Below are 23,006 nucleotides of genomic sequence, written 5' to 3'. Positions count from 1 at the left end.
GCTCATTGGGAGGAAGAATCATACATGCTAAACAGCAGGGAACCTTTTAAACAGACAGCGGATCCATTTTTAACGCTTGCCTCCCCTTCTTTTTCGGGAGAAAAGGATATAACAGCAGGATTTACCATTAGATCCGGAGGGTTCAGCCCATCTCCTTTCCACAGCAATAACATGGCATTTCATGTAGGGGATACTACAGAGAATGTTATCAAAAACAGGGAAAAGCTCGCAGCGGCAGCCGGTCGGCCGCTTTCCACGTGGACGGCTGCAGAACAGATCCATAAAGCCGACATTATTCGTGTTGAAAAGCAGGATGCCGGAAAAGGAGCATGGACAAGGGAAGGCCGAATAGCAGAAGCAGACGGAATGTACACCCAATCTCCGGATGTAACGCTGGTCAGTTTCTACGCGGACTGCGTCCCGCTCTATTTTCATGCTCCTCGAAAAGGATTAATCGGCCTGGCTCATGCCGGATGGAAGGGAACGGCTTTAAATATTGGAGCACGTATGATTGAAATATGGGAAAAAACGGAGCATGTGGAACCGGAAGACATCTACGTAGTGATTGGTCCATGTATTTCAGCACAGCACTATGAAGTAGACAAAACTGTGATAAATGCAGTGGAACAGAAGCTGGAACCTTCTGCTTTGAAGCCATGGACAAAGAATAGTGATGGAGGATACCAGCTTGATATGAAAGCGTTGAATCACCAGCTGGTTGAGCAGGCTGGTGTACCTGGAGAGCAGATAGAAGTCACCTCTTATTGTTCTTATGAAGATGAGCAATTATTTTTTTCCCATCGCCGCGATCAGGGAAAAAGCGGCCGGATGATGAGCTTTATTGGAAAGAATGAAGACTAGAAAGGAGCCCGTACGTTGGGAGATGTAGAGAAGAATTTAGCAGCCATTAAACAAACAATCAAACAAGCATGCAGCAACGCCGGGAGAAGAGAAGAAGACATTCATATTATCGCTGTTACAAAATATGTATCGATGGAGACGGCTGAGCGGGCAATAGAAGCAGGTATTTCCCATCTTGGCGAGAATAGGATAGAGGGAGCGCTTGATAAATGGGAAAAATTTCAGGATAAAGCGTCTTTTCACTTTATCGGGCAGCTTCAGTCCAAAAAAGCCAAAAAAATTATTGGTAAATATGAATATATTCATTCACTGGATCGTATATCTTTAGCAGAAGAGCTGGAAAAAAGACTGGAGAACGGGAGTAAAGTAAAATGCTTTGTGCAGGTGAACGTATCCGGCGAATCGTCAAAGGCCGGACTGGATGCTGCAGAAGCGATACCGTTCATTCAGGAACTGGAAGCCTTCTCTTCCATCGAAGTAGTAGGACTGATGACGATGGCACCGTACGAAGAAGATCCGGAAAAAACGAGGTCCTGGTTCCGTGAACTGAGAATGCTTAGAGACCGTGTGCAGGAACTCGGCCAGCCGAATGCCCCTTGTAAAGAGCTGTCCATGGGAATGTCCAACGATTATGCTGTTGCAATCGAAGAAGGTGCGACGTATATTAGACTTGGAACAAGTCTTGTAGGAAACGAAACGAACGCCTGAGAGGCATGATACTATGAATGGCAGGAGGAAAAACGATGGGTTTTAAAAAAAACTTCAAACGTTTTTTTGAATTAGAAGATGGCACGGTCGAAAACAGGGATCCGCTGATCAAATATGAAGAGGACCCGGTTCCGGAAGCAGCTCCGCCTGCTAAAGAAAAATCAAATGTCGTTAGTCTCCAGAGTCTGCAGCAGTCTGCCAAAATGATACTCGTTGAGCCGAGAACATATGAAGAAGCTCAAGATATCGCGGATCATTTAAAGAATAGAAAATCGGTTATTATCAATGTACAGCGCCTTCAGCACGATCAGGCGAAGCGAATTGTTGATTTTCTGAGCGGCACTGTTTATGCTATAGGCGGAGATATTCAAAAAGTCGGTGAAAATATATTCTTGTGTACGCCGGATAATATAGATGTATCCGGTGCGATCTCAGAAGCACTGTACGAACACAATCAGGAACAACCATAAAGGAGAGAAAAAATGGCGCAAATTGGAGCAATTCTAGCTGCAGGAATGCAGATTTATTCATTTATCGTATTAGCTTATATTCTTATGTCATGGTTTCCTAATGCACGGGAGACATCGATTGGCCAGATGATCGGGTCCATTGTGGAGCCGTTTCTGGAGCCGTTCCGCCGCGTGATTCCGCCGCTTGGCATGTTTGATATTTCTCCACTTGTTGCATTACTTGTACTGAACATGGCAAGCCGCGGCGTTGCTGCGTTATTTATGTAAAAGGAGCAGCTATGAACTATTCTGAACACTTTCGAAAAGAAGAACATCCGTTTATTGAACAGGTCAGGGATTGGAAGCAGGCGGTGGAAACGTATTATGAAACCAAGCTTACTGATTTTCTCGATCCCCGGGAGCAGGATCTGCTTTCAATGATTATCGGAAAAGATGAAACGGTACGTTATCAGTTTCACGGAGGAGCAAAAGGCGCTGAACGAAAAAGAGCCTGTATCTATCCTTTCTACGAAGAGATAACAGAAGACTCCTTTAATCTGGCTTTGTATGAACTCTCTTATCCTGCTAAATTTGTAACGCTGCGTCATCCAGATATTCTGGGCACGCTGACAGGTCTGGGCATAAAAAGAGAAAAGTATGGAGATATTATTTCCGGGGATGGATTTTTTCATTGTATTGTCAGTGAAGAGGTTGGCATATATATGGAAATGAATCTTACGAAAGCCGGTAACTCACCGGTGCAGCTTGAAAAAAAACCGATGAAGGATGCATTGGCAGCAGAAGAAAGCTGGGAAGAAGTAAGTTCCACCATTACCTCTTTCCGGCTTGACGTTCTTATTGCAGAAATGTACGGTGTTTCCAGGAGCAAAGCCCTTCCTTATATTGAGAAAGAAAAGGTAAAAGTAAACTGGAAAACGATTACCCAGTCCGCCTATCAGGTAGCTCCCGGTGATTATATATCAGTCAGGGGAATGGGACGTCGTAAGATTTTAAGCAATGAAGGATTAACAAAAAAAGGCCGTTACCGATTACGGTACGGGAAAAAGAAAGACCAATAAACAACAGCAGAGGTGAAGCCAGTGCCTATTACTCCTTTAGATATCCATAACAAAGAATTTACCAAAGGATTTCGTGGTTACGATGAAGACGAAGTTAATGAATTTTTAGATCAGGTGATTAAAGATTTTGAAGCAGCGATCCGTGAAAAAGACGAATGGCAGACAAAAGCGAAAGACCTTGAAGAGCGGGTAGAGCATTTTTCTGCTATTGAAGATACGCTGAATAAATCGATTATGGTGTCCCAGGAAACGGCGGAGGAAGTAAGAAAGAGTTCGAATAAAGAATCCGACCTGATTATTCAGGAAGCAGAAAAAAACGCTGACCGTCTGATAAACGATGCCCTGAACCGGACGAAAAAAATGGAGCTGGAAATGCAGGAGTTAAAAAAACAGGCCAGTGTCTATCGGATGAGATTTAAAATGTTGGTTGAAGCCCAGATGAATCTCTTACATAGCGAAGAATGGGAAGACATCACGAATGAACCGCCTGCTGACGGAACAAAGTGAAATATTGACTAACCGTATTTTCTGAATTATACTTTTTACACAATATATAAAAAACGAAGACAGGGACATACTTTATCGTACGCCGTATGAACAGCGAGCTGTGACATGGTGAAAGCACAGTACAATGGCAGATAAAGACATCACCCTGTAGTTCCGATACTGAAATAAAGTAGGTACCGGCGGTTGTTTACCGTTATACAAACCCAAAGTGGCTGCATCTGCAGCTATTAGGGTGGTACCGCGAGCCTTCTCGTCCCTATCGGATCGAGAGGGCTTTTTTGTGTGCGTAGAGGACATATTGACAAATCAAAATGAAAAAAGACAGCACAACTAAACGAATGGGGGAAAATAAAATGAGTTACAAAGAAACACTGCTCATGCCGAAAACGGATTTTCCGATGCGCGGCAATCTGCCGAATCGGGAGCCGGAAAGACAAAAAGAATGGGAAAGCGAGAATATGTATCAAAAAGTACAGGAGCGAACAGCCGGCCGTCCGCTGTTTGTTCTTCATGACGGGCCTCCTTATGCCAATGGAGACATCCATATGGGACACGCCTTGAATAAAGTATTAAAAGATTTTATCGTACGCTATAAATCGATGTCCGGATTTCATGCGCCTTACGTGCCGGGCTGGGATACCCACGGTCTGCCTATTGAAACAGCTTTGACAAAAAATAAAAAAGTAAACCGGAAAAAAATGTCAGTAGCTGAATTCCGTCAGGCCTGCGAAGAATATGCCCTGAAGCAGGTGGATCGTCAGCGTGAACAGTTTAAAAGACTTGGTGTGCGCGGAGACTGGGATAACCCATATATCACGCTTACCAATGATTATGAAGCCCAGCAGATTAAAGTGTTTGGGGAAATGGCCAAGCGCGGATACATCTATAAAGGCAAAAAGCCGGTCTACTGGTCGCCTTCTTCGGAATCGGCGCTGGCAGAAGCGGAAATTGAGTATCATGATAAAAAGTCACCATCTATTTACGTAACATTTGATGTTAAAGACGGAAAAAATGTGCTGGATGGGGATGAGAAATTCCTTATCTGGACCACCACCCCATGGACAATCCCGGCTAACCTGGCCATTGCACTTCATCCAGAGCTGACTTATGTAACGGTCAAGCAGGGCGGCACAAAATATATTGTAGCAGAGGGACTGCTGGAGCACTTGAAAACGGAGCTTGAGTGGGATGAAGCGGAAACACTCCGTACCTTTAAAGGAGAAGAGCTCGAGCACGTAATGACGAGTCACCCTATTTACGGCAGGGATTCTCTCGTTATTTTAGGAGATCATGTTACCCTTGATGCTGGTACAGGCTGTGTTCATACAGCGCCCGGCCACGGGGAAGATGACTATATTGTAGGTCAGCGGTATGGGCTGGAAGTCCTCTGTCCTGTTGATGATAAGGGGTATTTCACAGAAGAGGCTCCCGGATTTGAAGGTTTGTTTTACGATGAAGCAAACAAACAGATTACCCAGAAGCTGGAGGAATTAAATGCACTGGAAAAGCTGAACTTTTTTAAGCACTCCTATCCTCATGACTGGCGTACGAAAAAACCGGTTATTTTCCGGGCTACCTCTCAGTGGTTTGCTTCGATTAAAGATTTCAGGGAACAGCTGCTCGAAGAAGTAAAAAATGTAACGTGGCTTCCGGAGTGGGGAGAAACGAGATTATTTAATATGGTTCGTGACCGCGGAGACTGGTGCATTTCCAGACAGCGGGCATGGGGCGTGCCGATTCCTGTATTCTACGGAGAAGACGGCGTGGAAATTGTAACTGATGAAACCATCTCCCATGTATCGGATTTGTTCAGAGAACACGGATCCAACATCTGGTTTGAATGGGATACAAAAGACCTTCTTCCAGAAGGCTATGCATCCGAGCAGAGCCCGAACGGGGTGTTTACTAGAGAAACAGATATTATGGATGTATGGTTTGACAGCGGATCTTCGCATCAGGCAGTGCTCGAGGAAAGAGAAGAGCTTCAGCGTCCGGCCGATGTTTATATCGAAGGCTCTGACCAGTATAGAGGCTGGTTTAACTCTTCGCTCTCTACAAGCGTTGCTGTAACCGGGAAGTCTCCGTATAAGGCAGTGATCAGCCATGGATTTGCTTTGGACGGCAAAGGCCACAAAATGAGTAAGTCCATCGGGAATACGGTTATTCCAAACGACGTAATGAAACAGCTTGGAGCAGACATTCTCCGTTTGTGGGTATCGAGCGTAGACTACCAGGCGGACGTTCGTATTTCCGACGATATTCTAAAGCAGGTAGCTGAAGTGTACCGAAAAATTAGAAATACCTTCCGCTTTATGCTCGGTAATCTAAACGACTTTAACCCTGCAGTGGATCGGGTGGCAGTAGACGAGCTTCCTGAGCTGGATCTGTTTATGCACGTGAAACTACAGGACCTGATTGCGAAAGTGACGAAAGGCTACGAAGAATATCAATTTGCAGCCGTTTATCACGCTATTCATAACTACTGCACGGTAGAACTGAGCTCCTTTTATATGGACAGTGCCAAAGACACATTATATATTGAAGCGGCAGACAGCAAAAAGCGTCGTGCGATTCAGACAGTTATTTATGATACGCTTCTGGCTTTAACTAGACTCGCCGCTCCAATCATTCCGCATACGGCAGAGGAAGCATGGGCCCATATTCCGGAAACGTCTGCAGAAAGCGTTCATTTAACGGATATGCCGGAAGCCTTAAGCACAGAAAACTATCAGGAATTAAAGAAAAAATGGAGTACAATCATGGATGTTCGTGATGATGTGTTAAAAACGCTGGAGCAGGCACGAGGCGAAAAGCTGATCGGCAAGTCATTAACAGCAGCCATTAACCTGTATCCTGAACCGGAGCTCAAAACGCTTCTGGAAGATACAGAGGATCTGGAAAAGTTATTTATTGTCTCCAAAGCAGAGATTGCAGGCAGCAAAGCCGAAGCGCCTCCGGAAGCTGACGTATATTCATCCATTGCCATTACGGTACAGGCAGCGGAGGGAGAAACATGCGGACGCTGCTGGACGGTTTCAGAAACAGTAGGAGAAGATAAAGATCATCCTACGCTTTGCAGCAAGTGCGCAGGCATTGTGAAAGAGCATTATTCAGAAGTATAAACAAAGGGCTTCTCTCCTCCTGGAGGGAAGCTTTTTTACGATGAGGTGCGGTGATGCTTCTTTTCTAACGGGCGCCGGTATGCTAAAATGCATAAGTACGTACAACTTAAGATGAGCCGGAGGAAAACAGATGATGATATTTTATTACGTGCTGGCCCTGTTTATTATTGCTTTGGACCAGCTGACAAAATATGCAGTCGTTATTTATATGGATGTAGGAGAAAGCATCGAGCTGATCCCGGACTTTTTGTACCTGACGTCCCACCGTAATGAAGGGGCCGCTTTTGGTATTCTCCAGGGGCAGATGTGGTTCTTTTACATTATTACCGTGGTCGTAGTCGCAGCAATTATTTATCATCTGCATAAATATGGAAAGACAAGTATGATGATCGGTCTGCCGCTGGTCTTTATATTAGGTGGAGCGCTCGGTAATTTTATAGATCGGGTGCTGTTTGGAGCAGTCGTGGATTTTGTGGACACCTATTTCTGGGGATACAGCTATCCTATTTTTAACGTAGCCGATTCTGCTTTAGTCGTAGGCGTAGGTTTATTAATTATAAAAATGATGAGTGACGAATGGAAAGAAAAGAGGAAAAGCAAACATGGAAGTAATGCAGTGGAACGTAACAACAGATGAAGAAGGATCAAGGATCGACCAATTTGTAACCAGGCAGGGAGAAGACTGGTCGCGTTCTATGGTTCAGCAGTGGATCAAAGAAGGCCAGGTGCTTGTTAATAATAAAACGGTAAAGAGCAATTATAAACTAAACGCAGAGGACGAAATTGAGGTCAGCGTGCCGGAAGCTGTCGAACCGGACATCCTGCCGGAAAATATTCCGCTTCAGATCGTTTATGAGGATGCCGATGTTATTGTTATTAACAAAGATCGAGGCATTGTCGTTCATCCGGCACCCGGACACTATAGCGGGACACTGGTTAATGCGCTTATGTACCACTGCGATGACCTATCCGGTATTAATGGCGAGAAGCGCCCCGGCATTGTCCATCGTATTGATAAAGACACAACCGGCCTTTTAGTTGCGGCCAAACATGATAAAGCACATGAACAGCTGAGCCGCCAGCTTCAGGATAAATCGATGAAGCGCGAGTATGCAGCGATTGTGCACGGCGTGGTCGAGCATGATAAAGGTACCATTGACGCGCCGATCGGACGCGATGAAAGAGACCGCCAGAAAATGAAAGTCACACAGCGCAATGCCAAAGAAGCGGTTACGCATTTTGACGTGCTCGAACGCTTTGCCCATTACACGTATATACATTGTGAATTGGAAACAGGAAGAACCCATCAGATTCGTGTGCATATGAAATATATTAATCACGTTATTGCTGGTGATCCAAAGTATGGAAAGAAAAATACGCTGCCGATAGACGGCCAGGCTCTGCACGCTCATACGCTGTCGTTTATCCATCCGATGACCGGGGAGCGGATGACATTTAAAGCACCTCTTCCCGAAGAAATGGAGTCGCTTCTGGAAAGTCTTCGAAAAATTACTTGACCCGGACTGTCACTATTTGTCATAATAACAACAGAACAGTAATCGAATAGCTATTCCTTTAACGACAGTCCCGTGAGCTGAGAAGGACGTTGCCCTGTCATAACAGCTTTCCTGTGAGAAGTCTGTTTGTTATGACGCAGTAAATCCATCCTCTCATCCTGCCGGACGAGAGGATTTTTGTATGCTTTTAAATGAGTAAGATTACAGGAGGTGCAGGCAATGGAAACAACAGAGCGGGTACTGCTGGATGAACAGGCTGTAAGAAGAGCTTTAACACGGATTTCGCATGAAATGATTGAAAAGAATAAAGGAATGGATGAATGTATTCTGGTTGGCATCAAGACGCGGGGCGCTCATATTGCCAATCGTATTGCGGAGCAGATCGAAAAAATCGAAGGCCGCCCGGTCGCGGTAGGAGAAGTGGACATAACGCTGTATAGAGATGATCTCAGCCACCGGAGCCAGAATGAGGAGCCGGAACTAAAAGGCACCTCCATTCCCCACACTGTTAAAGATAAGCGGGTCATCCTGGTAGATGACGTGCTGTATACCGGAAGAACCGTTAGAGCAGCGATGGATGCTGTCATGGATGTCGGACGTCCTTCTCTTATACAGCTTGCCGTCCTGGTTGACCGGGGACACCGTGAGCTTCCGATCCGTCCTGATTATATTGGCAAAAATGTACCAACTTCCAAGGACGAAATTATTGCCGTGAAGCTCAAAGAAAGCGATCAGGCAGACGAAGTAAGCATTCGCTATCAAACTTCATAAAGCACTCTTTAAATCAGTCCAGTGAGACAGGTAAGAGGCGATTGGAACGAAGCAGCTCCGCTTAAGGAGTCTGCTTGCTCCTGCGCACCTCTTTGTCTGATGATAAAGAGGTTTTTTGTATAAATTAAACCAATGCGGGGGTAACAATAATGAATAACGATGTGAAATTAGATGTACAGGAAAAACCAAAATGGAACCAGTGGCTGATACTCAGCATGCAGCATTTGTTCGCGATGTTTGGTGCCACTGTGCTGGTACCGATACTCACCGGCCTTAGTCCATCCGTTGCTTTAGTATCAAGCGGTCTTGGAACGCTTGCCTACCTTGTCATTACAAAAGGCCAGGTTCCGGCCTATCTCGGCTCCTCCTTTGCCTTTATTATGCCGGTTATTGCAGCGATGGCTATCGGCGGACCGGAGGGCGTTATGATTGGAACGTTTACAGCCGGAATAATATACGGGATTACCGCCATCATCATCCAGCGCACCGGTGTAAACTGGCTTATGAATGTGCTGCCGCCCATTGTAGTCGGCCCGGTTATTATCGTTATCGGACTTGGACTCGCCGGCACTGCCATTGATATGGCGATGAACTATGATGAAGCCTCCGGGTCTTACATTAACCCGGCGCTGCACTTTTCTGTAGCACTCGCTACCTTGTTTATTACGATCATTGCTTCTGTATTTTTTAAAGGGTTTCTGAATTTAATACCCATTTTACTAGGTATTACAGGTGGCTACCTGGTAGCTGTTGCTGCAGGACTTGTATCCTTTCAAAGCGTACTCGAAGCCCCCTGGCTCCACTTACCGGACTTCGTCATTCCATTTGCTACATTTACACCGCAGTGGTCCTGGACGATCGTGTTAATTATGGCTCCGATCGCCGTCGTTACGCTTGCAGAGCATATAGGAGACCAGATGGTGCTCAGTAAAGTAGTGGGCCGGAATTTTATAAAAAAACCAGGCCTGCACCGCTCGATTATGGGGGATGGGGCTGCGACGATAGTTGCCTCGCTCCTTGGTGGACCGCCAAATACAACATATGGAGAAAATATCGGCGTACTCGCCATTACAAGAGTTTTCAGCGTTTATGTCATCGGCGGGGCGGCGCTTATGGCAATAGCTTTTGGATTTGTAGGAAAAGTAGAAGCACTGATCGCTACGATTCCCGGAGCTGTTATGGGAGGGGTTTCCATTCTGTTATTTGGAATTATCGCCTCTTCCGGCCTGCGGATGCTGATCGACAATCAAATTAACTTTGGCATTAAGCGTAATTTAATTATTGCTTCCGTTATTTTAGTAACCGGAATAGGCGGGGCATTTATTGAAGTGGGCGATCAGCTGGAAATTGCAGGCATGGCTTTTGCAACCTTTATCGGTATTCTGCTGAATGCAGTACTTCCTGGAAAAGAGCATGGGTTTGGAAACAGGGCAATGTTTAAGTCTCTAAATGAAGCAGCCAATGAAGACGACGCGGCCTGAATAACTGGATTCTGCATTTCGATATAATTAGGGAGAGCGGTGATGAAGAGTATGGCGCAGGAACAGCAAAGTACAGCGAAAAAAGCAAAGCAGGGACATTTTTTAACCCTTGATGAGTGCAGCATAGAGGAAATCGAAACGCTTCTCCAACGAGCGCAGGCTTTTGCCGACGGAGAGAAGTGGGAGCCTGGAGAAAAAGTATTTGCAGTCAATCTTTTTTTCGAGCCGAGTACGAGAACGAAAATCAGCTTTGAAGCAGCAGAAAAAAGACTCGGACTCGATGTCCTGCAGTTTGATGCAGATACATCAAGTGTTAAAAAAGGCGAAACGCTCTATGATACGGTACGAACGCTGGAAAGTATCGGAGCGGATGTAGCAGTCATTCGTCACAGTAAAGAACGCTATTTCGATGAACTGAGGGAGCAGATCGGGATTCCAATTATAAACGGCGGCGATGGATGCGGACATCATCCGACCCAGTCGATGCTGGACCTGCTGACGATCAAACAGGAATTTGGATCCTTTGCGGGCCGGAATATTGTGATAGCAGGTGACATCCGTCACAGCCGGGTCGCCCGGTCCAATATAGAGGTATTGGAGCGTCTGGGTGCGAATGTATACGTAAGCGGGCCGGAAGAGTGGATGGATAAAGAGATGCTCCGCCGCTTCCTTCCAATAGAAGATGCAGTAGAACAGGCGGATGTGATGATGATGCTGCGTATCCAGCATGAAAGGCATACGGTGAAAATGGTGGCCGGCGCATCAGAGTATCATCATTTATATGGCCTCACGCCGGAGCGGGAAACGAGAATGAAGCCGAATAGTATCATTATGCACCCTGCTCCAATCAACCGAAATGTGGAAATTGCAGACGAGCTGGTGGAATGCAGACGCTCCCGTATTTTTAAACAAATGACAAACGGCGTTTACTCTAGAATGGCTGTGCTGGAAAAAGCCCTTACTACGCAAAAGGAGAGATTGTAATGAATGGATGGATTACAAACGCTAAGGTAATGGATGAAACAGGGGAACTTCAAACAAAAGATGTACTGATTAAAGATAAAAAAATTGCTGCAATAGGAAGCAGACCGGAGAAGGAGGAAGTGGCTGTTGATGCAAAAGGAGCCTTTCTTTCCGCCGGCCTTGTAGATATCCATGTTCATTTGAGAGAACCAGGCGGAGAAATAAAAGAAACAATTGAAACAGGTACAAAGGCAGCCGCGAAAGGCGGGTTCACCACAGTATGTCCGATGCCAAATACGAGGCCGGTTCCGGACTCCGCTGAACATATGGATGCTCTCCAGAAAAAAATCGCTGAAACGGCGGCAGTGCGCGTACTGCCATATGCTTCGATTACAATACGGGAGCTTGGAAAAGAGATAGTGGATATGAAAGACCTTAAAAGCCGCGGGGCATTTGCTTTTACTGATGATGGAGTCGGTGTACAGGATGCATCTGTTATGCTTGATGCCATGAAACAGGCAGCCGCTTTAAACATGCCGGTAGTGGCCCACTGTGAAGAAAATACATTAATCAACAAAGGCAGCGTACATGAAGGAATATTTTCAGAAAAGCACGGACTAAGAGGTATTCCAGCAGTATGCGAATCCGTACATATTGCAAGAGACGTGCTGCTCGCAGAAGCAGCAGGAGCTCATTATCATGTGTGCCATGTCAGCACAAAGGAGTCTGTCCGGGTCATTCGTGACGCCAAGCGTGCCGGTATTCACGTAACGGCAGAAGTAACACCGCATCACTTGATTTTGTGCGAGGATGATATTCCTTCTGTGGATGCCCAGTACAAGATGAATCCGCCGCTGCGGGGAAAACAGGACCGGGATGCCCTGATCGAAGGCCTGCTCGACGGCACGATCGATTGTATTGCCACTGATCACGCCCCTCACACAGAAGAGGACAAAAATCAGCCATTGGAAAAAGCACCATTTGGAATTACAGGATCAGAGACTGCCTTTCCATTGTTATATACGTACTTGGTGAAAAAAGGAACGCTGACGTTTAAGCAGCTTGTGGACGGATTGACGAAAGACCCGGCAGAAGTATTCGGGCTGAAGTCCGGTACGCTTGCAGAAGGTGCAGCGGCAGATCTTACCTTAATTGATCTGGAAAAAGAAGACACGATCCAGCCGGAAACATTTGTCTCCAAAGGAAAAAATACGCCGTTTAAAGACTGGAAAGCGAGCGGATGGCCGATATGGACCATGGTAGACGGAACCGTAGTATATCAAAAAGAAGGAGTGTTCCAGTAGGATGAAAAGAAAACTAATCTTAGAGGACGGCACGGTATTTACCGGCCATGCAATCGGAAGCACTAAAGAAACGACCGGCGAAGTTGTATTCAACACGAGTATGACCGGGTATCAGGAAATTCTTTCCGACCCATCCTACTGCGACCAGATTATTACGCTGACCTATCCGCTTATTGGGAACTATGGAACAAACCGCGATGACTTTGAAACACTGCTCCCTTCTGCAGGCGGTCTGATTGTAAAAGAATCGGCCATTCACCCAAGCAACTTCCGGAATATCGGTACGTTGGATAATTGGCTGAAAGAACATGATATTCCAGGTCTCACAGGCATCGATACAAGAATGCTTACCCGCCTGATCAGGGACCGCGGCACGATGCACGGCCGTCTTGCTGCTGAAACGGCGGATGAACAGTCGATTATTGAATCGCTGCAGTCGTTTGTGCCATCAAAAGACAAAGTGGCGCAGGTTTCCACAAAAAATGCCTATCACGCGCCTGGAGCAGGACGCCGTGTTTGTATTAATGGATTATGGCGCCAAACATGGTATTGCCAGAAATCTTATTAGACGCAACTGCGATGTGTTTGTACTGCCTTATAACGCGACGGCAGAAGAAATTCTAAGACTGGATCCGGACGGCGTTATGCTGAGCAACGGTCCGGGAGATCCGGAAGACGTGCCGGAAGCTGTGCAGGCTTTGAAGGGGCTGCTCGGCAAAGTTCCGGTATTCGGCATCTGCCTCGGTCATCAGCTGCTGAGCCTTGCGGGAGGAGCCACCTCGTCCAAGTTGAAATTCGGACATCGCGGCGCGAATCATCCGGTGAAAAACATCCGTACCGGCAAGGTGGATATTACTTCTCAGAATCACGGATATACGATTGACCGGGACTCACTGATGGGAACAGATTTGATGCTGACACATGTCAATGTCAACGACAATACGGTAGAAGGCGTAGCCCATGAATATTATCCGGCGTTCAGCGTTCAGTACCACCCGGAAGCATGTCCAGGACCAAATGACTCCAATGAACTGTTCGACCAATTTATGAGCATGATAGACAAACATAAAAAAGTATCTACAATTGTTTAAAAAAAGGAGAGACTATAATGCCGAAAAGAACAGACATTCATCGAATTTTAGTTATTGGATCAGGACCGATTGTAATAGGACAGGCAGCTGAATTTGATTATGCAGGCACACAGGCCTGCCAGGCACTGCAGGAGGAAGGGTACGAAGTTATTCTCATTAACTCCAATCCGGCAACCATTATGACAGACACGAACATGGCAGACCGGGTCTACATTGAGCCCATCACTCTGGAGTTTGTGAGCCGCATTATCCGCAAGGAACAGCCGGACGCCCTCCTGCCGACACTTGGCGGGCAGACCGGACTGAATATGGCAATGGAGCTTCACCGCGAAGGTGTTCTGGAGCGATATAACGTAGAACTGCTTGGGACAAAACTTGACTCCATTGAAAAAGCAGAAGACCGGGACGCATTCCGGAATCTGATGTATGAATTAAACGAACCGGTACCGGAAAGCCGCATCGTAAATAAGCTGGAAGAGGCTCAGGAGTTTGTAGAAGAAATCGGTTTTCCAATCATTGTCCGTCCTGCCTATACGCTTGGAGGAACGGGAGGCGGACTCGTCGATAACGAAGCCGATCTGATTGAGATCGTGACGTCCGGCTTGAAATACAGCCCGGTTACGCAATGCCTGATTGAAAAGAGTATTGCCGGCTGGAAAGAAGTAGAATACGAAGTTATGAGGGATAAAGACGATCAGGCTATTATCGTATGTAACATGGAAAATATTGATCCGGTCGGCGTGCATACCGGGGACTCGATTGTTACAGCCCCAAGCCAGACGCTTTCGGACCGCGAGTACCAGATGCTGCGTGAGTCTTCTCTGAAAATTATCCGCGCTTTGAAAATTGAAGGGGGCTGCAATGTGCAGTTTGCCCTGGCGACTGACAGCTTCGATTACAATATTATTGAAGTAAATCCCCGGGTAAGCCGTTCTTCAGCGCTTGCTTCCAAAGCAACGGGTTATCCTATTGCTAAACTGGCAGCTAAAATTGCCGTCGGATACCACCTGGATGAACTGATGAATCCAATCACTGGTAAAACGTATGCTAGCTTTGAACCGGCTCTTGATTATATCGTCACAAAAATACCAAGATGGCCTTTTGATAAATTTGAAGCCGCAAACCGCCGCCTCGGCACGCAGATGAAAGCGACCGGAGAAGTGATGGCCATTGGACGTTCGTTTGAAGAGTCCATCATGAAAGGCATCCGCTCCCTGGAGCTTGGCAAAAACCACCTTTATGACGACACGCATAAACACTTGAGCGATGAAGAAGTGGAAAGCCAGCTCCGCTTCGCGGAAGACGAGCGTTTGTTCATTATCGGGGAAGCACTGCGCCGCGGCTGGTCGTCGGAACGTATTCATGATATTACAAAAATTGATATGTTCTTTATTGAAAAATTTCTCGGTATCGCCCGGGTAGGAGAAATGCTGCAGGGTAATACCGGGGATCTTGATATTTTAAAAATGGCTAAAGAAACAGGCATTGTTGACGAAGTGGTCGCGCAGAGCTGGGGCTGGAGCGTTGATGAAGTAGAGACACTCCGCCGTCAGGAAAGCCTGGTGCCGGTTTATAAAATGGTGGATACGTGTGCAGCCGAGTTTGAATCGGCCACTCCTTACTATTATTCCTCCTATGAACAGGAAAATGAAAGCATTCGTACAGACAAGCCTTCTGTGCTCGTGCTGGGCTCTGGACCTATACGGATCGGTCAGGGTATTGAGTTCGACTACGCCACCGTACACACCGTCTGGGCAATCCAGCAGGCAGGCTACGAGGCCATCATAATGAACAATAACCCGGAAACGGTATCTACCGATTTCAGCATATCCGATAAATTGTACTTTGAACCCCTGACGATTGAAGACGTTATGCATGTCATCGATCTGGAGCAGCCGATGGGTGTGATTGTACAGTTCGGCGGCCAGACCGCTATTAACCTTGCAGAAGATCTGGACCGCAAAGGGGTAAGAATTCTTGGAACGTCGATGGAAGACATGGATCGATCAGAGGATCGCGATAAATTTGAAGCCGCGTTAAAAGAACTTAACATCCCAATGCCGCTGGGCCAGACCGCCGTATCATCAGAAGATGCAGTAAGAACAGCCTCGGAAATCGGTTATCCAGTTCTTGTCCGCCCCTCTTATGTTCTCGGCGGGCGTGCAATGGAAATTATCGAAAAAGAAGAAGAACTGCTTTCTTATATGAAACGTTCCGTTAAAGTGAATGAAAAACATCCGGTTTTAATTGACCGCTACATGGTCGGAAAAGAAATTGAAGTGGATGCCATTTCAGACGGGGAGACCGTCGTTGTTCCAGGAATTATGGAGCATATCGAACGGGCAGGAGTGCACTCCGGTGACTCTATTGCCGTGTATCCGCCTCAGTCCTTGTCCGATGCTCTGAAGAAAAAACTAGTCGAACGTACAATAGCAATTGGCAAAGGGCTTGGCATCATCGGTCTTCTGAATATCCAGTTTGTTATTCATGAAGATGAAGTATACGTTCTGGAAGTGAATCCAAGAGCAAGCCGGACGCTGCCGTTCCTCAGTAAAATTACCGGCGTTCCGATTGCAGCTGCAGCAACAAACGTGATGCTCGGCACCTCTTTAAAAGAACAAGGCTATAAAGAAGGCGTGCTCCCGGAAAAAGATGAAGTGTTTGTTAAAGTACCGGTCTTCTCCTTTGCGAAGCTGCGCCGGGTGGATATTACGCTCGGTCCTGAGATGAAGTCAACCGGAGAAGTAATGGGACGTGACGTAACGCTTGAAAAAGCTTTATACAAAGGACTTATTGCTTCCGGCATGAATATACCGGAGCATGGCTCGGTGTTATTTACGATTGCCGATGACCGTAAGGCCGAAGCACTCTCGCTCGCGCATCGTTTCCACAAAATCGGCTATACGCTGATGGCAACAGCCGGAACTGCAGAAATGCTTCATAAAGAGCACATTCCTGTTAAAACGGTCAGCAAAGTAGAAGAAGCGTCACCAAACATTCTCGATGTGATCCGCGAAGGCCGCGCTCAGTTCGTTATTAATACAATGGATAAAGGAAAACAGGCAGCAAAAGACGGATTCCGCATCCGTCGCGAAGCTGTTGAAAACGAAGTCGTCTGCATGACGTCGCTCGATACAGCAGGCGCTCTGCTGTCCGTACTTGAAATGATCACTTTCTCGGCAGAGGCTATGCCTCCCATGCTGGAAACAAAAGTACCGGCTGCAGAGGTGAGCCATAAATGATCAAAGAAAATATGCGGGTCGAATCCCAGCAGGAAATTGCCCCGGCTATTTATGAGATAACATTGTCCGGCGAGCTGGTGACCCACATCAGCGCCCCCGGGCAGTTTCTTCACATTAAACCGGCTCCGGGAACCGAATTTACGCTGCGGCGCCCTTTAAGTATCAGCCATGTAAACGAAGCCGAAAAAACGCTGACGGTTATTTACAGAGCAGATGGCCAGGGGACCAAACGAATTTCAGAAAAGCGGCCGGGAGATGAAATAAATGTATTTGGTCCTTTAGGCAACGGCTTTTCCACAAGCGGCATCCAGCCTGGCGACAAGGTGCTTATCGTAGGAGGCGGGGTCGGCATCCCACCTTTGTACGGCCTTGCAAAAGATATTATCGAAAAAGGTGCCTCCGTGACAACGGTGCTTGGGTTTGCTGATAAATCGGCGGTGTTTTATAAGGGTGTATTTGAAGCACAGGGCCGGTTGTTTATAAGCACGATGGACGGCAGTGAAGGAACAAAAGGGGTCGTCACCGATGTGATCCGTGACCAGAGTCTGACCTTTGATTACCTGTTTGCCTGCGGTCCGAATCCAATGCTGCGCGCATTAAACAAAGACTATTCCAAAGCCCGTGGAGCTGTTTCGCTGGAAGAACGCATGGGCTGCGGCATTGGTGCCTGTTTTGCCTGTGTATGCCATCCAACGGATGATCCGACCGGAACCGGCTACCGCAAAATATGCAGCGACGGCCCGGTATTTAACTGGGGAGAGGTGATCATATGAACCGAACAGCTGTAAATCTACCAGGACTGCCGATGAAAAATCCAATTATGCCGGCTTCCGGATGTTTTGGATTTGGACGGGAATTTGCCAAACTTTACGACTTGAATAAACTGGGAGCTATTGCGATTAAAGCAACGACGAGAGAATCGCGATTTGGAAATGAAACCCCGCGGGTAGCGGAAACGTCTGCCGGTATGCTTAATGCCATCGGTCTGCAGAATCCGGGAATGGACAAAGTAACAGCAGAAGAAATTGACTGGCTGACGAGCCGCTATAAGACGCCGCTTCTTGCTAACATCGCAGGATCAACGATGGAAGATTATGAAGCCGTAGCGTCCCATCTTTCCGAGAATAACAAAGTATCTGCGTTCGAGCTGAATATTTCCTGTCCGAACGTCAAAGAAGGCGGAATTGCGTTCGGCACCGATCCGAAGCTTGCCTATGAGCTGACAAGAAGAGTGAAAGCTCTATCTGCTGTTCCCTTATATGTAAAGCTCTCACCAAACGTAACGAATATCAGGGAAATTGCAGATGCGGTAGAGTCGGCAGGAGCAGATGGACTTAGCATGATCAATACGCTCTCCGGTATGAAGCTCGATGTAAAAACAGGGCGGCCGGTGCTCGCCAATCAAATTGGCGGTCTTTCCGGTCCGGCTATTAAGCCGGTAGCCATAAAAATGATTTATGAGGTACGCCAGCAGACAAACCTTCCTATTATCGGAATGGGCGGGGTGACTACGCTGGATGATATTATTGAATTTTTTATGGCAGGAGCGGATGCGGTTGCTGTAGGGACAGCCAACTTTACTAATCCGTTTGCCTGTCCGGAGCTGATTGATGAATTTGAGATGTGGATGGAGCAGCAGGGCTATGACAGTCCGTCAGACATCCGCAAAGGGGTGGAAGCATTCTCATGATAGAACAGCCAATAGTAGCCGTTGATGTAGAAAATGCAGATAAAGCGGCAGAGCTTCTGGCGAAACTGCCGCAGGAGCCGTTGTTTTTAAAAATAGGGATGGAGCTTTTTTATCAGGCCGGCCCTGCTTTTGTAAAAGACTTAAAAGAACAGGGGCACCGTATTTTTCTTGACTTAAAGCTGCATGATATTCCCCACACTGTAGAAAAAGCGGCTTTCCAAATTGCCGCGCTTGAGGTGGATCTATTTACGGTGCATGCTGCCGGAGGGCAGGCGATGATGGAAGCTGCCGTCCTCGGGGCTGGCAGAGGAAGTCATACTCCTCCGGTATGTCTGGCGGTTACTCAGCTGACCAGCACTACTGAAGAGGTGATGCAGGAAGATCTTCTTATCAATAGCTCTCTGGCAGATGCGGTCCGGCATTTTTCTGGACTAGCCGCTCGGGCTGGTGCCGGCGGAGTCATCTGTTCCGCGTGGGAAGCAGCTGCCGTCCGACAGGAGCAGTCTCCGGATTTTATGGCCGTTACGCCTGGTATTCGAATGAAAGGCGATGACATTGGAGACCAGAAACGGGTGGCCGATCCAGCGGAGGCAAGAGAAATGGGAAGCAGTGCAATCGTAGTCGGCCGAAGCATTACAGGAGCGGCTGATCCTGCCGCCGCCTATAAAACAATAGAGAAAACCTGGAGGAATGCCTGATGAAACTTGAAATAGCAAAAGAATTATTGAAAATACAGGCGGTCTCTCTAAGTCCTGCCGCGCCCTATACCTGGTCTTCCGGGATGAAATCACCAATTTACTGTGATAACAGACTTACTTTGTCTTATCCTTCCCTGCGCAAAGCAATTGCAGAAGGGCTGGCAGAAAAGATAACCGAATATTTTCCGGAAGCAGAAGTACTTGCAGGAACTGCTACAGCCGGAATTGCCCATGCAGCGCTTACCGCAGATAAAATGGAGCTTCCTATGGTATATGTAAGGAGCTCTTCAAAGTCGCACGGCAAAGGTAATCAAATTGAAGGGCTTATTAAAGAAGGACAGAAAGTAGTCATTGTAGAAGACCTTATTTCTACAGGCAAAAGTATTATCGAAGTGCAGCGGGCTCTAGAGGCAGCAGGCGCGGTTGTACTTGGAGCTGCAGCAATCTTTACATACGGCCTCGAAAAAGGAACAAATCAGCTTGAGGAAGCCGGCCTTTCAGTAGAGGTGCTTACTGGATTTGATGCACTCGTGAAAGCGGCAGAAGAAGAAAATTACATCAAAGCTTCTGATATGGAGCGTCTAAAAAAATGGAAGCAGAATCCGGAATCAGAAGACTGGATGAAGGCCTAACAAATGATTGTAAAAAAAGAGGAAGCCAGCATCGGCTGGACTTCCTCTTTTTCTAGCTTTCCTGTTTGGATAAATTGGCCCGGTGCTGTTTTTCGTTTTCACGAAGCTTGAGCACGAGTTCTTCTGTTGGTGTAACAAACAGGGTGGACTGATTGTCATAGGTAACAAACCCCGGTTTAGCACCGCTTGGTTTTTTTACATGCCGGATCAGCGTGTAGTCAACCGGCACGGACCCGGATTCTCGTGCTTTGGAATAGAAGGCAGCAATAGAAGCGGCTTCTTTTAGCGTCTGCTCAGAGAAGTCTTCTGCCTGAATGACGACATGGGATCCGGGAATATCTTTTGTATGGAGCCATGTATGGGAAGCGCGGGATAGTTTATTCGTTAAATACTCGTTCTGTTTGTTTTTACCTACAAAAATCAAGGTGCCGTCGGTAGAAAGATATTTTTCAATAACAGGTGCAGAAGGTTTTTTACGCTTCTGGCCTTTCTTCATTTTCCGTTTCATGTAGCCCTGTTCCGCAAGCTCCTCGCGGATATCTTCAATATCTCCGGGTGAAGCGGAAGCGAGCTGCTGGAGAATTTGATCCAGATAGTTCATTTCCCGTTTTGCATCGCGGATCTGCCGTTTCACAAAGCTCAGCGATGTTTTTGCTTTATTGTAGCGCTTGAAGTACTTCTGCGCATTTTCAGAAGGGGACAGCCTTGGATCCAGTGTGAGCGTCAGGGAAGCTCCATCCGGATCATAATAGTCCATCACTTCAATTTCCTTTTCACCGCCCTTAATCAGGTGAAGGTGTGCCGTCAGCAGTTCGCCGTATTTCTGGTAGTCCAGCGAGTTTTCCGACTGCTGCAGCGTCTTTTCCAGCTTTTTTATTTTTTTCTTGTTTTTCTGCCATTCGTTCTGAAGAAACCGCTGCATATCATGAGACTGCTGTTTGACACGATCCCGCTCCGCTTTGCCGGTGTGAAAGCGTTCAAGCAGTTCACTCGTTGAAGTAAACGTTGTAACGTCCCCTTTTAAGTGGTTAAGAGGCAGAACAGAATAGTATTCCTTGCCCCCGGCGACAATCATCTGCGGCTGAAAGCGCAGGTTGGAAACGTCATCCATCATTCGGACAAACGTGTCTGCCACCTGGGAAACAGAGCCCAGCCCCGCCTGGTGGATCACTTCTTTTGTTATCTGCGGGGAAATACCGGTATAAGCCTGGAGAAGCTGTTTATCCAGGCGGCCTTGATTAGAGTCGAGGTGCCGGAGCACATCATCCCGGTCTGCTGCGAGCGGATCGGCTTTTTCCTGGGAAGGCGGCTCAATATAGGGGCGGCCCGGAAGAATCGTACGGTAGCTGTTTACAGAAGGCGGGAGGTGTTTTAGACTGTCCAGAATTAGGTTGGTTCCGGCATCCAGAAGAATAATATTGCTGTGTTTGCCCATGATTTCCACAATCAGCTTCTTTTCCTGCTTTTCTCCAATTTCGTCTTTTCCTTCGATATAAAGAGTAATAATCCGTTCCATCCCGTGCTGTTCTATCCGGCGGATAAATCCGCCTTCAAGATGCTTTCTCAAGAGCACACAGAACATTGGCGGCTCAGGCGCATTTTCATAGCGCTGGGAGGTGAAGTGAAGCCTTGCAAAGTTGGGATTTGAAGATAAAAAAAGCTGATGATTCACGCGCCCGGCACGAATCGTCATGCTGATATCCATTTTATACGGCTGTTTAATTTTTGAAATACGACCGTTCAGGACGGTCTCATTTAATTCTGCTGTAATGGCTCTTGCCATAATTCCGTCAAAGCTCATCTTACCTACATCCTTTCATCCTTTATAGTATATCACGCACGTGGAATCGGAAGATACCGGCAGAGCCGCTGGAGATGTTCGTTTTTTATGGAAATAAGCTTTATTATTCCCTTAGTTGTTAGGAATGATAAAATTAGGTAGAATATATGAGCGGATGTGATAAATGGCTGTAAGTATGACAGGATTTGGGACGTCAACCGTATCTATTGGGGACGCCACTATACATATTGAAATGAAAACAGTGAACCACCGCTACAGTGATGTTATGCTCCGTATGCCGGGCGTCTTTCATTCCGCGGAGCACACTGTCCGGAAACATATAGCAGCAGGCATCAGCCGGGGCAAGGTCGATGTATTTATGACGATTGAAGGAATCCTTCCATCCGCCAAAAAAGTATTTGTAGACTGGGAGCTGTTAGCAGATTATCTCGGTGTAGCCGAAAAAATGGACCGTATGGAAATGTTTACGCCGGCGCTGTCAGCAGAATCATTTATCCTGCATTCGGATGTGGTGCATGTGACGGAAAACCCGCAGCTTGGCGAAGCATGGCAGAAGGCCCTGCTTTCCGGGGTTCAGCAGGCGCTTGATGCCGTTGTACGGATGAGGACACATGAAGGCCTTGCGCTCACACAGGATCTTCAGGATAGGCTTTATCTTCTTGAAGATTATACAAAGCAGCTCGAGCAGAGAGTACCTTCTGTTGTGGAGGGATACCGTTCCAGGCTGGAGCAGCGTTTAAAAGAAGTTGATACGTCCCGCCTTCCTAATGAGGATCAGTTATACCGGGAAGTGATTTTATTTGCTGAAAAAATCAGCATAGCAGAAGAAATCACCAGGCTGTATGCTCATATTAAACAGTTCGCTTACATTTTAAACGAGCAGACGGCGGTAGGAAGAAAGCTTGATTTCCTGCTTCAGGAAATGAACAGGGAAATGAACACGATCGGCTCTAAAGCAAGCGATGCGGCTTCAAGCCATATTGTTGTGGATATGAAGAGCGAGCTTGAAAAAATGAGGGAACAAGTTCAAAATATAGAGTAGATATCGAACGCGTTTTCGTCTATACTCAAACAAGCAGGAAAGACCACG

22 protein-coding genes and 1 other annotated feature are annotated in these 23,006 nt (G+C 46.9%); of the genes, 21 read left to right on the top strand and 1 reads right to left on the bottom strand.

All coding sequences use genetic code 11. From position 1 onward, the window contains the following. The first annotated feature begins 24 nt into the window (after positions 1 to 24). The 20 genes from pgeF (at position 25) to pyrE (ending at position 20,115) form a co-directional block, all read left to right on the top strand. Entirely contained in the window at positions 25 to 861 is an 837-nt protein-coding gene (gene pgeF / locus MMY81_RS17530; RefSeq protein ID WP_252313863.1) for a peptidoglycan editing factor PgeF, read from the top strand. A gap of 15 nt (positions 862 to 876) precedes the next feature. After that, positions 877 to 1,569, top strand: coding sequence for a YggS family pyridoxal phosphate-dependent enzyme (locus MMY81_RS17525; RefSeq protein WP_252313862.1), 693 nt, complete (start codon positions 877 to 879; stop codon positions 1,567 to 1,569). A 35-nt stretch (positions 1,570 to 1,604) separates the two neighbouring features. After that, positions 1,605 to 2,039 (top strand): cell division protein SepF, encoded by a 435-nt coding sequence (locus tag MMY81_RS17520; protein ID WP_252313861.1) that lies wholly within the window; start codon positions 1,605 to 1,607, stop codon positions 2,037 to 2,039. A 12-nt stretch (positions 2,040 to 2,051) separates the two neighbouring features. Beyond that, complete coding sequence (locus tag MMY81_RS17515) at positions 2,052 to 2,306, top strand: YggT family protein (protein WP_252313860.1); 255 nt, start codon at positions 2,052 to 2,054, stop codon at positions 2,304 to 2,306. Positions 2,307 to 2,317: 11 nt separating this feature from the next. Further along, entirely contained in the window at positions 2,318 to 3,097 is a 780-nt protein-coding gene (locus tag MMY81_RS17510; protein ID WP_252313859.1) for a YlmH family RNA-binding protein, read from the top strand. A 21-nt stretch (positions 3,098 to 3,118) separates the two neighbouring features. After that, a complete protein-coding gene (locus MMY81_RS17505) occupies positions 3,119 to 3,604 on the top strand; it encodes a DivIVA domain-containing protein (RefSeq protein WP_252313858.1) in 486 nt (161 codons plus the stop codon). Positions 3,605 to 3,651: 47 nt separating this feature from the next. After that, positions 3,652 to 3,865, top strand: a binding site (T-box leader). A 92-nt stretch (positions 3,866 to 3,957) separates the two neighbouring features. Continuing rightward, on the top strand, positions 3,958 to 6,726 hold the full coding sequence (gene ileS, locus MMY81_RS17500) for an isoleucine--tRNA ligase (protein WP_252313857.1): 2,769 nt from the start codon (positions 3,958 to 3,960) through the stop codon (positions 6,724 to 6,726). A gap of 133 nt (positions 6,727 to 6,859) precedes the next feature. After that, a complete protein-coding gene (gene lspA, locus MMY81_RS17495) occupies positions 6,860 to 7,363 on the top strand; it encodes a signal peptidase II (protein WP_253076008.1) in 504 nt (167 codons plus the stop codon). Next, on the top strand, positions 7,329 to 8,243 hold the full coding sequence (locus MMY81_RS17490; protein ID WP_252313856.1) for an RluA family pseudouridine synthase: 915 nt from the start codon (positions 7,329 to 7,331) through the stop codon (positions 8,241 to 8,243). Before lspA ends, MMY81_RS17490 begins: the two co-directional genes overlap by 35 nt. A 219-nt stretch (positions 8,244 to 8,462) precedes the next feature. Next, the gene (gene pyrR / locus MMY81_RS17485; RefSeq protein ID WP_252313855.1) at positions 8,463 to 9,014 is read left to right on the top strand and encodes a bifunctional pyr operon transcriptional regulator/uracil phosphoribosyltransferase PyrR; all 552 of its coding nucleotides are present in this window, start codon (positions 8,463 to 8,465) and stop codon (positions 9,012 to 9,014) included. A gap of 149 nt (positions 9,015 to 9,163) precedes the next feature. Then, positions 9,164 to 10,495, top strand: coding sequence for a solute carrier family 23 protein (locus MMY81_RS17480; protein ID WP_252313854.1), 1,332 nt, complete (start codon positions 9,164 to 9,166; stop codon positions 10,493 to 10,495). A 51-nt stretch (positions 10,496 to 10,546) separates the two neighbouring features. After that, the gene (locus MMY81_RS17475; RefSeq protein ID WP_252313876.1) at positions 10,547 to 11,479 is read left to right on the top strand and encodes an aspartate carbamoyltransferase catalytic subunit; all 933 of its coding nucleotides are present in this window, start codon (positions 10,547 to 10,549) and stop codon (positions 11,477 to 11,479) included. Then, entirely contained in the window at positions 11,479 to 12,762 is a 1,284-nt protein-coding gene (locus MMY81_RS17470; protein WP_252313853.1) for a dihydroorotase, read from the top strand. Before MMY81_RS17475 ends, MMY81_RS17470 begins: the two co-directional genes overlap by 1 nt. A 1-nt stretch (position 12,763) precedes the next feature. Next, a complete protein-coding gene (locus MMY81_RS17465; RefSeq protein ID WP_252313852.1) occupies positions 12,764 to 13,330 on the top strand; it encodes a carbamoyl-phosphate synthase domain-containing protein in 567 nt (188 codons plus the stop codon). Continuing rightward, positions 13,245 to 13,853, top strand: coding sequence for a carbamoyl phosphate synthase small subunit (locus MMY81_RS17460; protein WP_252313851.1), 609 nt, complete (start codon positions 13,245 to 13,247; stop codon positions 13,851 to 13,853). Before MMY81_RS17465 ends, MMY81_RS17460 begins: the two co-directional genes overlap by 86 nt. Positions 13,854 to 13,870: 17 nt before the next feature. Next, a complete protein-coding gene (gene carB / locus MMY81_RS17455; protein ID WP_252313850.1) occupies positions 13,871 to 17,095 on the top strand; it encodes a carbamoyl-phosphate synthase large subunit in 3,225 nt (1,074 codons plus the stop codon). After that, positions 17,092 to 17,868 carry a dihydroorotate dehydrogenase electron transfer subunit gene (locus MMY81_RS17450; RefSeq protein ID WP_252313849.1) on the top strand — a complete coding sequence of 259 codons (777 nt, stop codon included), beginning with the start codon at positions 17,092 to 17,094 and terminating at the stop codon, positions 17,866 to 17,868. Before carB ends, MMY81_RS17450 begins: the two co-directional genes overlap by 4 nt. Beyond that, positions 17,865 to 18,785: a dihydroorotate dehydrogenase gene (locus MMY81_RS17445; RefSeq protein WP_252313848.1), complete on the top strand. Its 921-nt coding sequence runs from the start codon at positions 17,865 to 17,867 to the stop codon at positions 18,783 to 18,785. The genes MMY81_RS17450 and MMY81_RS17445 overlap by 4 nt, the downstream gene beginning before the upstream one ends. After that, a complete protein-coding gene (gene pyrF / locus MMY81_RS17440) occupies positions 18,782 to 19,483 on the top strand; it encodes an orotidine-5'-phosphate decarboxylase (protein WP_252313847.1) in 702 nt (233 codons plus the stop codon). The genes MMY81_RS17445 and pyrF overlap by 4 nt, the downstream gene beginning before the upstream one ends. Further along, positions 19,483 to 20,115 carry an orotate phosphoribosyltransferase gene (gene pyrE, locus MMY81_RS17435; protein WP_252313846.1) on the top strand — a complete coding sequence of 211 codons (633 nt, stop codon included), beginning with the start codon at positions 19,483 to 19,485 and terminating at the stop codon, positions 20,113 to 20,115. Before pyrF ends, pyrE begins: the two co-directional genes overlap by 1 nt. Before the next feature lie 52 nt (positions 20,116 to 20,167). Here the strand turns inward: pyrE and MMY81_RS17430 are convergent, their stop codons facing one another. Continuing rightward, on the bottom strand, positions 20,168 to 21,916 hold the full coding sequence (locus tag MMY81_RS17430; RefSeq protein ID WP_252313845.1) for an Rqc2 family fibronectin-binding protein: 1,749 nt from the start codon (positions 21,914 to 21,916) through the stop codon (positions 20,168 to 20,170). A 163-nt stretch (positions 21,917 to 22,079) separates the two neighbouring features. On the opposite strand from MMY81_RS17430, the gene MMY81_RS17425 reads away from it, so the two are divergent. After that, positions 22,080 to 22,958: a YicC/YloC family endoribonuclease gene (locus MMY81_RS17425; protein ID WP_252313844.1), complete on the top strand. Its 879-nt coding sequence runs from the start codon at positions 22,080 to 22,082 to the stop codon at positions 22,956 to 22,958. Positions 22,959 to 23,006: the final 48 nt, after the last annotated feature.

Source organism: Sinobaca sp. H24 (assembly GCF_023845525.1).
Note: the sequence above shows the minus strand (reverse complement) of the source record. Positions and strands in the feature narration are given on the sequence as shown.

What these genes read in the sequence shown, in the direction of transcription:
- pgeF (WP_252313863.1), top strand. Translation starts at nt 25, where the DNA reads ATGCTAAACAGCAGGGAACCTTTTAAACAGACAGCGGATCCATTTTTA.
- MMY81_RS17520 (WP_252313861.1), top strand. Translation starts at nt 1,605, where the DNA reads ATGGGTTTTAAAAAAAACTTCAAACGTTTTTTTGAATTAGAAGATGGC.
- MMY81_RS17515 (WP_252313860.1), top strand. Translation starts at nt 2,052, where the DNA reads ATGGCGCAAATTGGAGCAATTCTAGCTGCAGGAATGCAGATTTATTCA.
- MMY81_RS17510 (WP_252313859.1), top strand. Translation starts at nt 2,318, where the DNA reads ATGAACTATTCTGAACACTTTCGAAAAGAAGAACATCCGTTTATTGAA.
- ileS (WP_252313857.1), top strand. Translation starts at nt 3,958, where the DNA reads ATGAGTTACAAAGAAACACTGCTCATGCCGAAAACGGATTTTCCGATG.
- lspA (WP_253076008.1), top strand. Translation starts at nt 6,860, where the DNA reads ATGATATTTTATTACGTGCTGGCCCTGTTTATTATTGCTTTGGACCAG.
- MMY81_RS17490 (WP_252313856.1), top strand. Translation starts at nt 7,329, where the DNA reads ATGGAAGTAATGCAGTGGAACGTAACAACAGATGAAGAAGGATCAAGG.
- pyrR (WP_252313855.1), top strand. Translation starts at nt 8,463, where the DNA reads ATGGAAACAACAGAGCGGGTACTGCTGGATGAACAGGCTGTAAGAAGA.
- MMY81_RS17480 (WP_252313854.1), top strand. Translation starts at nt 9,164, where the DNA reads ATGAATAACGATGTGAAATTAGATGTACAGGAAAAACCAAAATGGAAC.
- MMY81_RS17475 (WP_252313876.1), top strand. Translation starts at nt 10,547, where the DNA reads ATGGCGCAGGAACAGCAAAGTACAGCGAAAAAAGCAAAGCAGGGACAT.
- MMY81_RS17470 (WP_252313853.1), top strand. Translation starts at nt 11,479, where the DNA reads ATGAATGGATGGATTACAAACGCTAAGGTAATGGATGAAACAGGGGAA.
- MMY81_RS17465 (WP_252313852.1), top strand. Translation starts at nt 12,764, where the DNA reads ATGAAAAGAAAACTAATCTTAGAGGACGGCACGGTATTTACCGGCCAT.
- MMY81_RS17460 (WP_252313851.1), top strand. Translation starts at nt 13,245, where the DNA reads ATGCCTATCACGCGCCTGGAGCAGGACGCCGTGTTTGTATTAATGGAT.
- carB (WP_252313850.1), top strand. Translation starts at nt 13,871, where the DNA reads ATGCCGAAAAGAACAGACATTCATCGAATTTTAGTTATTGGATCAGGA.
- MMY81_RS17450 (WP_252313849.1), top strand. Translation starts at nt 17,092, where the DNA reads ATGATCAAAGAAAATATGCGGGTCGAATCCCAGCAGGAAATTGCCCCG.
- MMY81_RS17445 (WP_252313848.1), top strand. Translation starts at nt 17,865, where the DNA reads ATGAACCGAACAGCTGTAAATCTACCAGGACTGCCGATGAAAAATCCA.
- pyrF (WP_252313847.1), top strand. Translation starts at nt 18,782, where the DNA reads ATGATAGAACAGCCAATAGTAGCCGTTGATGTAGAAAATGCAGATAAA.
- pyrE (WP_252313846.1), top strand. Translation starts at nt 19,483, where the DNA reads ATGAAACTTGAAATAGCAAAAGAATTATTGAAAATACAGGCGGTCTCT.
- MMY81_RS17430 (WP_252313845.1), bottom strand. Translation starts at nt 21,916, where the DNA reads ATGAGCTTTGACGGAATTATGGCAAGAGCCATTACAGCAGAATTAAAT.
- MMY81_RS17425 (WP_252313844.1), top strand. Translation starts at nt 22,080, where the DNA reads ATGGCTGTAAGTATGACAGGATTTGGGACGTCAACCGTATCTATTGGG.